Source organism: Tenacibaculum sp. IMCC1 (assembly GCF_054906355.1).
The window spans coordinates 1,026,085-1,041,159 of record NZ_CM142818.1 but is presented as its reverse complement, the minus strand read 5'-3'; the positions used below and the strand labels follow the sequence as shown (position 1 = coordinate 1,041,159).

13 protein-coding genes are annotated in these 15,075 nt (G+C 32.4%); 2 read left to right on the top strand and 11 right to left on the bottom strand.

All coding sequences use genetic code 11. The features are described 5' to 3' along the window. Window position 1 precedes the first annotated feature (1 nt). From ACXIHB_RS04710 to ACXIHB_RS04695, 4 genes are all read right to left on the bottom strand, one after another. The gene (locus tag ACXIHB_RS04710) at window positions 2-2,254 is read right to left on the bottom strand and encodes a xanthine dehydrogenase molybdopterin binding subunit (protein ID WP_462099043.1); all 2,253 of its coding nucleotides are present in this window, start codon (window positions 2,252-2,254) and stop codon (window positions 2-4) included. 8 nt (window positions 2,255-2,262) lie between these two features. Continuing rightward, window positions 2,263-3,660, bottom strand: a complete 1,398-nt coding sequence (locus ACXIHB_RS04705) for an FAD binding domain-containing protein (RefSeq protein ID WP_462099042.1) — start codon at window positions 3,658-3,660, stop codon at window positions 2,263-2,265. Window positions 3,661-3,808: 148 nt separating this feature from the next. Next, complete coding sequence (locus tag ACXIHB_RS04700; RefSeq protein ID WP_173361080.1) at window positions 3,809-4,579, bottom strand: zinc ribbon domain-containing protein; 771 nt, start codon at window positions 4,577-4,579, stop codon at window positions 3,809-3,811. A gap of 3 nt (window positions 4,580-4,582) precedes the next feature. Next, window positions 4,583-5,677 (bottom strand): Nif3-like dinuclear metal center hexameric protein, encoded by a 1,095-nt coding sequence (locus ACXIHB_RS04695; protein ID WP_462099041.1) that lies wholly within the window; start codon window positions 5,675-5,677, stop codon window positions 4,583-4,585. Window positions 5,678-5,778: 101 nt separating this feature from the next. Here ACXIHB_RS04695 and lpxK point away from each other — a divergent pair, with 101 nt between their 5' ends. Then, entirely contained in the window at window positions 5,779-6,816 is a 1,038-nt protein-coding gene (gene lpxK / locus ACXIHB_RS04690; protein ID WP_462099040.1) for a tetraacyldisaccharide 4'-kinase, read from the top strand. 2 nt (window positions 6,817-6,818) lie between these two features. On the opposite strand, the gene ACXIHB_RS04685 is transcribed toward lpxK, so the two are convergent. From ACXIHB_RS04685 to ACXIHB_RS04665, 5 genes are read right to left on the bottom strand one after another with little or no spacing between them, the layout of a single operon-like run. Continuing rightward, complete coding sequence (locus ACXIHB_RS04685; protein WP_462099039.1) at window positions 6,819-7,586, bottom strand: hypothetical protein; 768 nt, start codon at window positions 7,584-7,586, stop codon at window positions 6,819-6,821. 39 nt (window positions 7,587-7,625) lie between these two features. Further along, window positions 7,626-8,702, bottom strand: a complete 1,077-nt coding sequence (locus ACXIHB_RS04680; RefSeq protein ID WP_462099038.1) for a mannose-1-phosphate guanylyltransferase — start codon at window positions 8,700-8,702, stop codon at window positions 7,626-7,628. A gap of 7 nt (window positions 8,703-8,709) precedes the next feature. Continuing rightward, complete coding sequence (locus tag ACXIHB_RS04675) at window positions 8,710-9,303, bottom strand: SprT-like domain-containing protein (RefSeq protein ID WP_462099037.1); 594 nt, start codon at window positions 9,301-9,303, stop codon at window positions 8,710-8,712. Beyond that, window positions 9,296-9,583 carry a hypothetical protein gene (locus ACXIHB_RS04670; RefSeq protein WP_462099036.1) on the bottom strand — a complete coding sequence of 96 codons (288 nt, stop codon included), beginning with the start codon at window positions 9,581-9,583 and terminating at the stop codon, window positions 9,296-9,298. The genes ACXIHB_RS04675 and ACXIHB_RS04670 overlap by 8 nt, the downstream gene beginning before the upstream one ends. A gap of 9 nt (window positions 9,584-9,592) precedes the next feature. Further along, window positions 9,593-10,273, bottom strand: coding sequence for an SDR family NAD(P)-dependent oxidoreductase (locus ACXIHB_RS04665; RefSeq protein WP_462099035.1), 681 nt, complete (start codon window positions 10,271-10,273; stop codon window positions 9,593-9,595). 74 nt (window positions 10,274-10,347) lie between these two features. On the opposite strand from ACXIHB_RS04665, the gene ACXIHB_RS04660 reads away from it, so the two are divergent. Then, on the top strand, window positions 10,348-11,637 hold the full coding sequence (locus ACXIHB_RS04660; protein WP_462099034.1) for a metal-dependent hydrolase family protein: 1,290 nt from the start codon (window positions 10,348-10,350) through the stop codon (window positions 11,635-11,637). A 760-nt stretch (window positions 11,638-12,397) separates the two neighbouring features. Here the strand turns inward: ACXIHB_RS04660 and ACXIHB_RS04655 are convergent. Both ACXIHB_RS04655 and ACXIHB_RS04650 read right to left on the bottom strand, forming a co-directional pair. Next, entirely contained in the window at window positions 12,398-13,894 is a 1,497-nt protein-coding gene (locus tag ACXIHB_RS04655; protein ID WP_462099033.1) for a hypothetical protein, read from the bottom strand. Between the two features lie 9 nt (window positions 13,895-13,903). Then, window positions 13,904-14,944, bottom strand: a complete 1,041-nt coding sequence (locus ACXIHB_RS04650; RefSeq protein WP_462099032.1) for a glutaminyl-peptide cyclotransferase — start codon at window positions 14,942-14,944, stop codon at window positions 13,904-13,906. Window positions 14,945-15,075: the final 131 nt, after the last annotated feature.

Below are 15,075 nucleotides of genomic sequence, written 5' to 3'. Positions count from 1 at the left end.
TCTATTTTTCATACAATCCTATCAACACTTTTTCGGGTGTAAAAGGAGCGTGGAATTTTAATTTATAATTAGGATTGAAAGCTTTCACAGCTTGCTGAATGGCAAAATAACTCCCAATTCCATACATTAATGGAGGTTCACCAACCGCTTTCGATTTTTTAATAGCCATTTGATTCCCTTCAGTTTTTAACGGAATGGTTTCAACTGTTTTGGGAGCTGAAAAAATATCAGGAACCTTGTAGGTAGACAACGCATTCGATAATAATCTTCCTTCATTGTTATAGGAGATTTCTTCTAGAGTCATCCAACCAATTCCTTGTGCCAAAGCACCTTCAACTTGCCCTAAATCAATGCCCATATTCATACTTTTACCAAAGTCGTGTACAATTTTTACGCTGTCAATTTCATAATTACCACGGATACAATCTACAGTAACTGTTGTTATTGCAGTACCGTATACATGGTAGGCAAACGGATGTCCTTTTTCTTTGGTTTTATCAAAATGAATAACTGGTGTAGCATAATGTGCATTTTCAGATAGCGCCACACGACGAAGCATCGCTTCAGCAATTAAAGCTTCCCATGTTAGCTCTGATTTTTTATTATTTACAAAAACAGCATCTTCTTGAAAAGAGATATTTTCTTTTTTGGTAGAGAGCATGTCAGCGGCAACTTCTGTTAGTCGTTCAACTAACGAATTACAAGCCATTTCAGTTGCTTTTCCGTTAAGGTCGGCAGTTGAACTTGCTGCAGAAGGTGAGGTATTGGCAACGCGTGTAGTGTTCGTGGTTTCTAGTTTTACTTTATCTGGCGAAATTCCTAAAATACTTTGTGCTACTTGTAATATTTTGGTGTTTACACTTTGTCCCATTTCTACGGCACCTGTGGAAACACCAACACTTCCATCTTGATAAATATGTACCAAAGCACGTGCATGGTTCATCGGGGTATTGGTAAACGAAATACCAAAAGCAATAGGCATTAATGAAATTCCTTTTTTGTAGCGGTCGTTCTTATTATTGAAGTCAGCTACTTCTTGTTCTAGCTGTTCAAGTTGATATTGCTCTTTTGCACTAAACCACGAATTTTGTGCTTGTACTTCGGTTGCAATTTGCCCGTAAGAAAACTCATCGTTTTCAGCTAATAGATTTGCTTCTTGTATTTTTCTTTTGTTGATTCCGATTTTATCAGCGGCATCTGCAATAGCACTTTCAATAACAAACATACCTTGCGGACCACCAAAACCACGAAAAGCGGTGTTAGGAGGTAAGTTGGTTTTACAACTATACACGGTAGTATGTACATTCGGAACGAAATAGCTATTGGTAGCATGAAACAAAGTTCTCTCAGCAATAGCAGGTGATAAGTCAGCCGCAGCACCTGAATTTTGTAAGAACTCTGCTTCAAAAGCTTTAATTTTTAGGTCTTTGGTGAGTCCTATTTTATAAAATGAGGAATAGGGATGACGTTTCCCAGTCATACGTAAATCATCATGGCGATTCAGCATGTATTTAACTGGGCGGTTTAAGTGTTGCACAGCTACAGCTGCCATAACTGCCCAAGGAGTTGCTTGGTCTTCTTTACCTCCAAAACCACCACCTAAGCGGATTACATCTACTTCAATTTTATGCATTGGGATACCTAAAACCTTGGCTGCTGTTTTTTGAACAGCAGTAGGACCTTGCGTAGATGAGGTGATTTTTATATTCCCGTTTTCTTGAGGAACCGCATAACAACCTTGTGTTTCGAGGTATAAATGTTCTTGTCCGTTAGAAAAAGTTTCGCCTTCAAATACATATTCACATTCAGTAAAGGCGTTTTGAGTATTTCCTAAGTTGAATGAACGAGGAGCATTGATAAAGCTTCCTTTTTCTTTGGCTTCTTTAGCGGTTGTGATTACAGGAAGTTCTTCAATATCTATGGTAATTAAAGTTCTCGCTTTTTTAGCAATAGCTTCACTTTTTGCAACAATAAAAGCAATCGGTTGTCCCCAAAAATGGACTTCATCTTCTGCCCATAAGGGTTCATCGGGAATGATGCCTCCAATTTGATTTTCTCCTAAGACATCTTTATAGGTGAATATTTTTATTACACCTTCTAGTGCTTCTGCTTTTGAATAATCTACCGATTTGATTTTTCCATGCGCTTTTGGCGAGTCGAACACCAAGCCGAATAAGGTATCCTGTCTCAGCATTAAATCGTCAACAAATAACGATTCTCCTCTAACATGTGTAAAACTGTCTATGTTCTTCATCGTTTTCATTAGGCAATCAATTTTTTAAGTTCTACATGATTTGGGAATAGTTCTAAAAAGTGAGCAAAAAATAATTGTCTTGCCAACAATCGCTTATAGTCAGCAGTTCCACGAACATCGCTAATAGGCGAAATTTCTGATTGTAAAACTGTTTCTGCTTCTTTTATAGTTTCAGAATTGATTGTTTTTCCGATTAAAAAAGCGTTGGTACTGGATAAATATTTTGGAATAGCTGCGACACCTCCTAAAGAAAAATGAGCATCTGTAATTATATTATTTTTTAGTGTAACTCTTCCTGCGGAATTTACACTAGCAATGTCTAAATGTGTTCGTTTACTTACTTTCTCAAAATTAAAAAAGTCTTCTGCTTGTGGAACTTTGAATTGTATTGATTGTAAGATTTCACCTTGGTGCAAATCATACTTTTTATAGTTTTGATGAAATTCTTGAAATGGAATTTGTCGCGTACTTCCATCTTCTTTTTGAATGGTTACCATTGAGTTTAATGCTAAAAAGAAAATAGACATATCGCCAATAGGTGACGCGTTTACAAAGTTACCACCGATGGTTCCCATGTTTCTGATTTGCTCAGAAGAAACAAGTTTCAAAAATTGTTTGAGTTTAGGAAAGAGGGTTTGTAATTGTTTGCTTTCTGCTATTTCGGTCACTGTTGTATTAGCTCCTAGTGTACAAAATCCTTCGGTAAAAGAAATTTCTTTTAAAGCGTTTTTATCGGTTAATAAATGTACATCTTCTTCCGCCATTTTATCAGCATGCTGTACATAAATATCGGTTCCGTTAGCTACTTTTATTCCCGTTTTTTCAAAGGTTTTTGGTTGTATTTGTGCTAATTTTTCAGGGATAGTTTCAAAATAATTAGGAATAAACCCCTCTTTGATTAGCCAATCAATTTGATGGTTTTTATCTTTCTGTTGCAGTTTTTGTTCTATTTCAAAACCAGCTTTTTCAATCGATTTATACCCTGTGCAACGACAAATGTTTCCGCTGACAGCATCGTTACAAGAAGTTGTTTGGTTGTTGTCAAGAGCATAACCAGTCATAGAAACCACAAACCCTGGTGTACAAAAACCACATTGTGTCGCATAATTATCGGCCATTGCTTTTTGAACGGTATTCAGTTCTTTTGGTAAATTGATACCTTCTACCGTAACGATATGTTTTCCGTTAGCATTCCCTAAAGGAGAAATACACGAAGTTATACTTTGATAGTTAAGGCTACCGTTTTTTTGTTCACCGATTAGAACGGTACAAGCACCACAATCACCTTCACGACATCCTATTTTTGTACCTTTTAACTGTTGATGTTCTCGAATAAAATCGAGTAGGGTAATACCAGCGTTTGCTGTAGTTTTTATTACCTGATTATTTAATATAAATTGTATCATAAGCAGAATGCAAGATACGAAAATGTAACGTTAGGTGAAAAGTGAGGAGCTTTGATTTTTAATTGTCACTAATTTTATAATCAAAACTGATAGCAATAAAAAAGCCTCCAAATTTTTGGAGGCTTTTGTATATACTTTAAGAAAAATATTAAGCAAATAAGTTGTCTATTTTTTCTTTTTCTTCTTGTGCTAAAGCTGGATCTACTAAAATACGACCACTGTGCTCGTCAATTGTAATTTTCTTACGGTTAGCAATCTCTAATTGTACCTGTGGTGGAATAGTGAAGAAAGAACCTCCTGCAGCTCCACGCTCAATAGCAACAACAGCTAAACCGTTTCTTACTTTAGTTCTAATTCTTTTGTATGCCGTTAATAAGTGCTTGTCAATAGATTGAGAAAACTCTTCAGACTTTTCTTTTAATAATTGCTCTTCTTTCTCAGTCTCTTTTAAGATAGCATCTAATTCACCTTTTTTGTGAGCTAAATGTGCTTCTTGCTTAGCTAATTTTTCTTTGGTGTTATCAATAACCTCTTTCTTTTGAGCAATTTTAGCTTTGTATTCTTTAATTCTCTTTTCAGATAATTGAATTTCTAGCTCTTGGTACTCAATTTCTTTAGATAAAGAGTCGAATTCACGGTTATTACGAACATTTTTTTGTTGTTCTTCGTATTTAGTAATTAAGTTTTTAGATTCTTCAATTGCTAACTTTTTGTTACTAATGTCAGTTTCTAAATTTTTAACATCCTCAGCTAAATTAGAAAGTCTCTTGTTTAATCCGGCAACTTCATCTTCTAAATCTTCAACTTCTAAAGGTAATTCACCGCGAACGTTTCTAATCTCGTCAATTCTAGAATCGATTAACTGTAAATCGTATAACGCTCTTAATTTTTCTTCTACCGTTACTTCTTTTTTTGCCATCTGTTAAATATAGTGTATTGGATTTGTACTCTTTTCGCTTAAAATAATTGCAAAAGTACTAAATTTTTTGCTAAGATAATCAACTAAAAGGTTTTTTGTAAACTGCTCGCTTTCATAATGTCCTACATCTGCAAGTAAGATTCTTTTTTCAGCTTTAAAAAATTCATGGTATTTAAAATCAGCACTTATATAGGCATCTGCACCTGCTCGTATAGCATTTTTAATAGCAAAACTTCCTGAGCCCCCTAGTACAGCTACTTTTTTAATAGGCTTATCAAGTAATTCTGAGTGTCGTACACAACCAGTTTTAAAGGTTTCTTTTACAAATAATAAAAAGTCTTTTTCATTCATCGCCGAAGGTAGTTCTCCAATCATTCCCATACCTACGTTTTGGTTTGGGTTATCCAGCGTAATAACTTCGTAGGCAACCTCTTCATAAGGATGGTTTTTAAAGAGAGCGGAAAGTATTTTTCCTTCTAAATAAGAATCGAATGTTACTGTAATGCAGGTTTCCTCTTCAAACATCAATTTACCCTTTTCACCAACAGTCGGATTTGAGTTTTCGTTTCCTCTGTAGCTTCCTTTTCCTTCTACATTAAAAGAACAGTTATCATAATTACCAATATTACCTGCACCAGTTTCAAATAATTTTTCACGAAGATTATTAGCTTCTGCAAAAGGAACATAAGTAGTTAGTTTTTTTATGATTCCTTTTTTAGGAATCAAAGTTTTCATGTTTTCTAAGCCTAAAACTTCTCCCATTTTAGCAGAAACACCATTGTTTACATTATCCAGAGCTGTATGTGTAGCATAAATAGCAATATTATTCTGAATAGCCTTCAATACAACACGTTCTACATAATTGTTACCGTTTATTTTTTTCAATCCGCTGAATACAATTGGATGAAAGCTTACAATAAGATTACAGTTGTTAGCAATGGCTTCATCTACAGTTTCCTCAAGCGTGTCAAGTGTAACTAAAACTCCAGTTACTTCAGTAGTGTAGTTTCCTATTAATAAGCCTACATTGTCAAAATCTTCGGCATACGAAAGCGGAGCTAGTTGTTCAATGTAGTTGGTAACGTCTTTTATTTGCATTTGGGTAATTTTCAAAGTATTAATATAGCAAAGTTACAAAGTAGAAAAATGAAAATAAAAGTATCCTGTAGATTAATGCTTAAATTATTACTTTTGATGTAATGAAGCTACTTCGATTTTTATTATTTCCGTTTGCTGTTTTGTATGATGTAATTACGAGAGTTCGTAATTGGTTTTTTAATGTAGGTATTTTAAAATCTACTTCTTTTGATATTCCTGTAATTGCTGTTGGTAATTTAAGTGTTGGTGGAACAGGAAAATCTCCTCAGATAGAATATTTAATACGTTTACTAAAAGATAATTATAGAATTGCAGTTTTAAGTCGTGGATATAAACGTAAAACGGAAGGTTTTCAGTTAGTAAATGATGCACATACGGCAGAAGATGTAGGAGATGAACCCTTACAGTTTTATAAAAAGTTCAAAGAAGATATTACCGTGGCTGTGGATGCTGATAGAACAAACGGAATTCAACAGTTATTGCAACATAAGAATCTACCAGAAGTTGTGTTGTTGGACGATGCCTATCAACACAGAAAAGTAACAGCGAGTAGTTATATTTTACTAACCAAGTACAACGATTTATTTGTAGATGATTTTGTATTGCCTACAGGGAATTTGCGAGAAAGTAGGAGAGGGGCTAAACGGGCTAGTGTGATTGTGGTTACGAAATGTCCTAAGAATTTATCGAAGACAGAACAAGAAAAGATAGTACGAAAACTCAATCCGAAACCAAATCAAAAAGCATTCTTTACAACGATTGTGTATGATGAGAATTTAAAAGGAACAAAAGGGTTAACAATTGATGATTTGCAGGATAAAGAAGTTTTGTTAGTAACAGGAATTGCGAATCCGACTCCTTTATTGAATTTTTTGAAAGAAAAGAAAGTAAGTTTCAAGCATCTAAACTTTCCTGACCATCATAATTTCACGAATCAGGATATTACAACTATTAAGAAAAACTTTGATGAATTGCAATCTCAAGAAAAAATTATACTAACTACCGAAAAGGATTATATGCGTTTAGAAGGAAAGGTTGATAATCTTAATTATATCTCTATTAAGAGTCATTTTATAAGTGAAGAGGAAATATTTAATTCTTTGGTGTTGGAAGAAATAAGAAGAGTAAAAACAAAATAACGTTATTTGCTTGTTAATAAAGTTCTAAAAACGGCAGCATATATTTTTTTTGAATTTTCTTTTTGTTCTTTTGGTATTGGTAATGTGAACGTCATAATTCTATTGGCATCGTACCCTTCAATGCTAGTACCTCTAGTTTCATCTGTAAAACAAATACTATGTTTATTATAATTTTTGTTTAACAATACGTTTTTTACATAACTAAAAGTCTTAATAATATAGTGTTCGTTCATGAGAACTATACCGTATTTAAAGCATTGAATCTCTCTTGCGTGACAGTCTAAAGCATGTTTTAAAGGAAAAATTAAAAATTGGTAAGAGAATATTCCCCAAAAAAGAGAAATCATTAATAAGTTGTAACCTATGGCTAAAACAAATTCACCATCATTTTTTAAGGTATGACCCCAATATATTAAGGGGGTGGAAACCAGGAAAATACACAAAACAACTATAGCGTGTTTTTTCTTTCTCTTAGTTAGGTTTTCTTGAATAAAAAGCACCCATTCACTTTTAGTATATTTAAAACTTAAAATAGGTTTTATTTTTTTATGCTTAATATCATAAATGAAACGTCTTTTGTTAGAATCTATAATGTATTTGATTAAAAGAGAAGAGAACAAACCATAGAAAAAAGCAAAGATAAAATAGTCGATTCTAGGGTTTTTAACTCCTATATAGCCAGTAAGAGCAAAATAAGTGGTTCCAAGTGGTATAATTATAAATACTTTTAAAAAAGTAACAAGAGTACCATCGATATAATTTCGATCCATTTTTATAGCGTTTTTTTAAGATGCAAAGTAAGAGGAATTTTACACATACTTTTCTCCAAAAGTATCTTTAGCCTCTTTTCGAAGTTGCTTAATGTCTTGTTCGTCTTTACGTGGACAAATAACTAATACATCATCTTTTTCTACAATAATAAAATCTTGTAATCCTTGAACTACTACTTTTTTGCCATTTTTAGTACTAACCATATTCCCGTTGGCATCTTTAAAAATAGTTGTAGCTCCAACTGTTGCGTTTTGATGAGTGTCTTTATCAAGTTTGTTATATAAAGAACCCCAAGTACCTAAATCATCCCAACCAAAATCTACAGGGAGTACGTGTACCTTTTCAGAGCGTTCCATAATTCCGAAGTCGATAGAAATATTCTCGCACTTCTCGTAGTTACTTTTAATAAAATCATCTTCGAAATTAGTGTTGTACACGTTATCTTCGGTTTCTAAAATGTTTACCATTTCAGGAAGATGTTTTTTAAAGGAATGTAAAATGCTAGAAACAGACCAAACAAAAATACCAGCATTCCATAAATAGTCGCCACTCGCTAAAAACTGAGTAGCTTTTTCTAGATTAGGTTTTTCGGTAAACGTTTGTACCTTTTTTATTTCAGAAGCATTTTCTTCAAATTGAATATAGCCATACCCCGTATTTGGGTGATTCGGTTGTATTCCTAGCGTCATTAATATGTCTTCCTTTGAGCAAGCGTTAAAAGAAGTTTCTATGTTTTTAAGGAATTCGGTTTCGTTTTCTATCCAGTGATCTGATGGGGCTACTAACATCACAGCATTTTCATTTTGCTGACGGATTTTTAATGCAGCATATAAAATACAAGGAGCTGTGTTGCGCATTGTAGGTTCAAGAAGTAGTTGTTCTGAGCTAATCTCAGGAAGTTGTTTTAATATTAATTCTTTATAACGTTGATTCGTAGCAATTAAAATATTCTTAGAAGGAACTAATTGATTGATCCTGTAAAAGGTTTTTTGTAATAAAGATTCTCCAGTTCCTAATAAATCATGAAATTGTTTAGGATTGTTTTCTGTACTTACAGGCCAAAGACGAGAACCTACGCCACCAGCCATAATTACTGCGTAATAATTAGTATTCATAAGAATTTTAAGTTTTTATTAATTCAATTTCTGCGTTTTGATTGAATAAGTAGGTTTTTTTATTGTTTAAATTTAAGCATTCATAACGAGTTCTTCGTTTATTTCCTCTCTTATATAAAATATTTTTAAATTTAAAAACACTCCCTACAGGAACTTCAAATATAAAATGCTTTCCATTTTCTGCTTTACCTCCTCGTAGAGCTAACGATAAGTTTGTATCGGTATCTGTACTGGCTTTAGGATTTTTTAAATAATTGGCTAAATATGGCAGAATATTTTTTGGATAAATTTCTGGCTGTAAAAAAGGTAACATTAAATGTTGAAAAACTGTTTTCCATTCTTCACCATGAGGTTGTACTCTTCCAAATTTTTGATACGTAACATGATGTGCAATTTCATGAATTAACGTCAGTAAAAATTGATAAGGGTTTAAGTTGTTGTTTACTGTAATTTGCATGTGACCATTTGGTAAGCGACGAAAATCACCATGTTTGGTTTGGCGTTCACTTACTATTTTCAAATTGATTTTATGCTCAATAATTAAATATTCAACTAATGGAATTGCTTCTTTGGGGATGTATTTTATAAGAGTGTTATGCAAGTTTTCTTTTTTCTAAATACCAAAAAAAATGGGTGATTAGTGCCAAAAATATTCCTATGCCTCCAATAATAATAACTTGAAAAGTGTAAGGCATGTTATAATAGTTATATTTTGCTAAAAGGATGTAGCCTAAAAAAGGATAAATCAATATGTAAATTAAAATAACGATTATTGTAATTAAAAAATCATCAACTTTTTTTTCCTTTCTATTATTTCTATAATAGGAGTAATATTGGAAAGCAGAAGTAATAATAAAAGCTAAAGCAATGATCATAATCATACAAAGAGTTTAAGGATTAGAGCTTGAAACCTGTAGCACTTTTCCGTTATAATATTTATTACCAGTTAAAGCAAAATCAAAAATATAATTAGCCATTTCTTTAGCAGATAATGGAGCTTCATAACCAGGGAAAGCCTCTTCTAACATCTCTGTTTGTACAGCGCCTAAGGCTAATACATTAAAAGCTATTTGTTGTTCTTTGTATTCTTCTGCTAATAGTTCTGATAAGGTAATTACAGCACCTTTGGCAGAGCTATAGGCAGCTAATCCAGGAAATTTCATGCTTCCTTGAATTCCACCCATACTACTCACTGTTACCACATGACTCCCTTTTTGCATAAACGGTAGAAGGGTTTTAGTCAATTCAGCAACTGCAAAAACATTCACTTTATAAACCTCTTCAAAATCTTGCGTAGTTAGTTGTTCAAAAGGTTTGTTAACCAACTTTCCTGCATTATTGATAAGGATATCTACCTTTTTCCATTTAGTTGAAACAAATTCAACTGCTTTTTGTAAATCTCTTTCGTTCGATAAATTAACAGAGATAATAGTGATGTTTGGGTGGCTAACCAGTTCTAAAGGTTTTGTGTTTCTTGATAAGGCTAATACTTGATGTCCTTGATTAGCAAACTGCTGTGCTAATTCAAAACCAATACCTCTACTAGTTCCTGTAATAACAACGTTCTTCATGTAATTGTCAAAATTTAAAAAGGCAAGCTACATAAAAATCACTACATTTATTGTTTAATCATTCTTAAATTATCATGAAAAAAAGACTTTTTTTAGCGGTTCTCCTAACAATGTCAATCACAACATTTGCTCAAAATACCTATATATTTTGTGGGAAATTAATTGATACAGAAAAAGGTAAAATAAAAGAACAACAAACTATAATTGTAAAAGGTAACAAGATTATTGATGTGTTAAAAGGATATGTGAACCCTGAAAACACTGATGATATAACGATAGATTTGAAAGATAAGGTGGTAATGCCTGGATTGATTGATATGCATGTGCATATTGAAAGTGAACATAGTCCGAAAACAAGACTGGAAAAATATATTTTGAATGATGCTGATAGAGCTTATAACTCAGTTAAGTTTGCCGAAACCACTTTGTTAAACGGCTTTACCACGGTAAGAGATTTGGGAGGAACAGGGGTTAATATTTCTTTAGCTAAAGCAATTAAATCGGGAAAAATTGTAGGTCCGAGAGTGTTTACTGCGGGGAAATCTTTAGCAACGACAGGAGGGCATGCAGACCCAACAAATGGAAGCAGTAGAAAGCTAATAGGAAACCCTGGTCCAAAAGAAGGAGTGGTAAATTCGGTAGAAGATGCTCGAAAAGCGGTTAGACAACGTTACAAAAATGGAGCAGATTGTATAAAAATTACAGCTACAGGAGGCGTATTAAGTGTGGCCAAAAGCGGAGACAATCCGCAGTTTACTATTGAGGAAATAAAAGCAATTTGTGAAACAGCTAAAGATTACGGAATGCATGTAGCGGCTCATGCTCATGGAGATGAAGGAATGCAACGTGCTATAATTGGAGGGGTAAAAACGATTGAACATGGAACTTATATGAGTGATGAAACAATGGAGTTGATGAAAAAATACGATGCATATTTGGTACCAACTATTACAGCTGGAAAAGAAGTAGAAGAGAAGGCTAAAGTAAAAGGCTTTTATCCAGAAATTGTAGTGCCTAAAGCATTAGCTGTTGGTCCACAAATACAAGGAACTTTTGGAAAAGCTTATAAAAAGGGTGTAAAAATAGCTTTTGGTACCGATGCAGGAGTTTTTAAACATGGTAAGAATGGAAAAGAGTTTGGGTACATGGTTGAAGCAGGAATGCCTGCTATAGAAACGATACAGTCTGCAACAGTGACTAATGCAGCATTATTAGGCATGAAAAATGAGTTAGGACAGATTAAAAAAGGGTTTGTAGCAGATATCATTGCAGTAGGAGAAGATCCTATTCAAAATATTCATACGATGGAAAAAGTAGTTTTTGTGATGAAAGGTGGGAGGGTTTATAAAGAAATTATGAATTGAAAAACAGTACGTTAAAAATAAAAAGGAATGCTTTGCATTCCTTTTTTTATAGATATATATCTATAGTATTGCCCCCCGACAAATATTTTGATGTTTAGTGATTTCTTTTTTTAAAAAGAGCTATTCAATTTTATTAATAAAGAATAGCTCTTAACTAACCAAACTTATTAATTTATTTTATTACTATGAATGAAACAAATACACTACAAATATATTTTAGATTCTATGTTCTTTTACTTTTAATTCGATGAATGGATTGTTTTTTAGGTTGAGAAGAGGCCTACTACAGATAAGTTATGTAACGAAAAAAACAAGTAACATGTTTTTTAATTTGAATTTATTTTTGGAAAGAATTTATAAAAAAGAACAAAAAAGGAATGCTCAGCATTCCTTTTATTTATAGATACGTATCTATAGTGTTGCCCCCCGACAAATATTTTGATGTTTAATAATTTCTTTTTTAAAAAAGAGCTATTCAATGTTTATTAATAAAGAATAGCTCTCAACTAACCAAACTAATTAATCTATTTTATTACTATGAATGAAACAAATACACTACAAATATATTTTAGATTGTATGTTCTTTTACTTTTAATTCGATGAATGGAGTGTTTTTTAGGTTGAAAAGAAGTGTACTACAGGTAAGTTATGTAACGAAAAAAAACAAGTAACATATTTTTTAACTTGAATTCGTTTTATAGCTTGTAAGCTATATATCGCTTGATAAATATTTTAATGTTTAATGACTCTTTTTGAAGAGTTAAAAATTAGTATGTTGGTAAGCTCCAATATCAGGGGAAGTGCTTCTGTCTACACCTAAAATATCATTAGAAACAGCAGAAGGTTTAGCTTTATTAATAGTATCACTATTTTCACCAATGATAAACTCATTTTTAGTAACATCTTTAAAGTTAGGCTCTCCGTTTAAAATGTTATTTTGATAATGTTCAGTATCATTAAAATTCAATTCAGTATTATCTGTGAATGAATTATTAAGGTCATTAAATTTTATTAAGCAATTTTCAACCGAGTAATTAAAGGTTGTACCATCAATTCTATCAAGAATAAATTCAACGTTGTTGTTTCCTTCAATAATACAGTTTATAAAGTTAGCGGTAACCAAATCATTAGTCTCTGTAATTTCTTGGTTATCATTATTAAGATAACTAATGTGGTTGTTGACTAAAACCGAAGGTAATTGACGAATACTATTGTTCCAAAAGTTAGCAAAAGTAGCATGGGCAAAGTTATATTTACCACCAAAAGTACAAGCTAATGCAGATTGTCCTGCGCTACCTATTACTAAGTTTTCTCCTTCAATATGTGTGTTTCTACCTAAAACACCATAGTTTGAACTGTTATATATTTCAGTGTTTTTTATTGTTAGCGTGGGAGAGGAGGTATCTTGTCCGTCAACAAGAAGTCCAACAGTTCCATTTTTAATTTGAGTATAATTTAGTTCGTTGTTAAAACTACCTTCACGTATCCAAATAGCCCCCCATTGTCCTGGAATTTCGCTAAACTGATGTTCTAATCGGTCTCCTTCAAAAATTACTTTTTCATCTAAAGTTCCATTCACTTTAAAGTTTGCATCTTTATCAATAATTAAGCCTGAATTATTGTGAAAATGAATTTTAGCTCCGGCTTCAACTGTTAGTGTTTTACTTGATGGTACAGCAGCGTAACCGTAAATAACATAAGGTTTTTCATTAGTAAAGGTTAGTTCTTCGTCAGTTAAAAAGCGACCCTGAATTTCGGTTTCTTTACCGTTAATAGTTAATGTCTCAATACCCGAACTGTTTTTAGAAGGAAAAATAAAATGAGCGTCTTGTACTAAAGTAACTAAATCTACATCTTGTTGGTTTTCTCCATTATCAAATAATATTTTATCAGTATATAAAGGATCGGTAACGGTGTTAACATTAATAGTAGTTTCTATAAAAATATAAATACTATCATTTGCCAAAATATCAATATTATTGAAACTGTCACCAGCTAATCCATCTACATTCAATCGATAATTTGAAGTATTTCCATTTTCCAATTTGATTTCTGGAATTGTAATAGTTTTACTACTCTTATTGTATACTTTTAAGTTATACGTAGCAGAACCTATATTGCTAAAAACAGTGTCTAGAAATACGGTGTCTTTTGAAAACTGTAACTTCCCATAACTAGGTACTGTATTGAAGTCTTTTCTACAAGATATTACAATAATGGATAGAATAAGTGCTAGTATGGGAAGGGTATTTTTCATGGTTTAGGATTATTGTTTGATTAATTCTATTTCAAATAATTTTCCCCAATGTTTTCCTGTAACAAATAAACGATTGTTTTCAGAATCATATGCAATTCCGTTTAGTACATCATCTTGAGTCTCCAAAGTTTGATCTTTAGCAACAATATCTCTCAATCCATTTAAGTTAGCTACACCTTCAACGACACCTGTTTCTGGATTGATAATAACTATTGAGTTTTGTTGCCATTTATTAGCATAAATTTTACCATTTATTAGCTCAATTTCATTTAAATTATCAACGGGATATTTGTTTGTGTATACTTGAACACTTCTTTTTTCTTGCTGATTATTGGCGTCTAAAAACCAAATTTTGTTACTTCCATCCGTTTTAATAAGCTCAGAACCGTTATGTGTTAATCCCCATCCTTGATTACTATTGGTGTAATTAAAGCTGCCAAGTTGTTTAAATGTTTCAAAATCGTATATAAATCCTTTTCGAGCGTGCCATGTTAACCAATAAATTTTATTATTAAAAATGGTCATTCCTTCACCAAAGTATTTTTCATCCAAATCTATCTTTTGTAAAACTTTTCCAGTTTCTAATTCAACTTTTCGTAAAGTAGACTCACCGTTTCGACCCGTACTTTCATATAAGTAACCATTTTTATATTCTAACCCTTGAGTATAGGCTCCTTTATCGTGTGGATAAATATTTACAATTTTATAAGAATATACAGCAGGAGCTTCTTTTGCTAACACCTCAATAGAGTTGTTTAGTTTTTTTGATTTGTTAGGATAAAAAGCTAAAGCAGTAACAGCATGTTTCCCTACACCAAAATCAGCAGTGTTAACGGTAACACTAGTTTCGTTCGTGTTTACACGTTTGTTATTTACGTATAATTGTACAGAATCTATCTGTTCACCTTTCAATTGCTCAAACTTAATAGCAGCTTTTTTACCTAGTGTGGTCTTTTTGGTAGTATCTAATTTAAATTTGTAATTAGTTTCGCTACAAGAGGTTACAAGTAAAGTAGTTAATCCTAAAGTTAAAAGTTTATAAAAACGCATATATAAAATGTTATTTTCTGTAGTTTATAAAGATGTTGTACAAATTAAAGCAAATTATTTGTTTGCAAATTAAAAAAAAGGGTTAAATTTGCACCCTCAAATAGCCATTGCAGGTTTTTGATATATGAAAC

What these genes read in the sequence shown, in the direction of transcription:
- ACXIHB_RS04710 (WP_462099043.1), bottom strand. Translation starts at nt 2,254, where the DNA reads ATGAAGAACATAGACAGTTTTACACATGTTAGAGGAGAATCGTTATTT.
- ACXIHB_RS04705 (WP_462099042.1), bottom strand. Translation starts at nt 3,660, where the DNA reads ATGATACAATTTATATTAAATAATCAGGTAATAAAAACTACAGCAAAC.
- ACXIHB_RS04700 (WP_173361080.1), bottom strand. Translation starts at nt 4,579, where the DNA reads ATGGCAAAAAAAGAAGTAACGGTAGAAGAAAAATTAAGAGCGTTATAC.
- ACXIHB_RS04695 (WP_462099041.1), bottom strand. Translation starts at nt 5,677, where the DNA reads ATGCAAATAAAAGACGTTACCAACTACATTGAACAACTAGCTCCGCTT.
- lpxK (WP_462099040.1), top strand. Translation starts at nt 5,779, where the DNA reads ATGAAGCTACTTCGATTTTTATTATTTCCGTTTGCTGTTTTGTATGAT.
- ACXIHB_RS04685 (WP_462099039.1), bottom strand. Translation starts at nt 7,586, where the DNA reads ATGGATCGAAATTATATCGATGGTACTCTTGTTACTTTTTTAAAAGTA.
- ACXIHB_RS04680 (WP_462099038.1), bottom strand. Translation starts at nt 8,702, where the DNA reads ATGAATACTAATTATTACGCAGTAATTATGGCTGGTGGCGTAGGTTCT.
- ACXIHB_RS04670 (WP_462099036.1), bottom strand. Translation starts at nt 9,583, where the DNA reads ATGATTATGATCATTGCTTTAGCTTTTATTATTACTTCTGCTTTCCAA.
- ACXIHB_RS04665 (WP_462099035.1), bottom strand. Translation starts at nt 10,273, where the DNA reads ATGAAGAACGTTGTTATTACAGGAACTAGTAGAGGTATTGGTTTTGAA.
- ACXIHB_RS04660 (WP_462099034.1), top strand. Translation starts at nt 10,348, where the DNA reads ATGAAAAAAAGACTTTTTTTAGCGGTTCTCCTAACAATGTCAATCACA.
- ACXIHB_RS04655 (WP_462099033.1), bottom strand. Translation starts at nt 13,894, where the DNA reads ATGAAAAATACCCTTCCCATACTAGCACTTATTCTATCCATTATTGTA.
- ACXIHB_RS04650 (WP_462099032.1), bottom strand. Translation starts at nt 14,944, where the DNA reads ATGCGTTTTTATAAACTTTTAACTTTAGGATTAACTACTTTACTTGTA.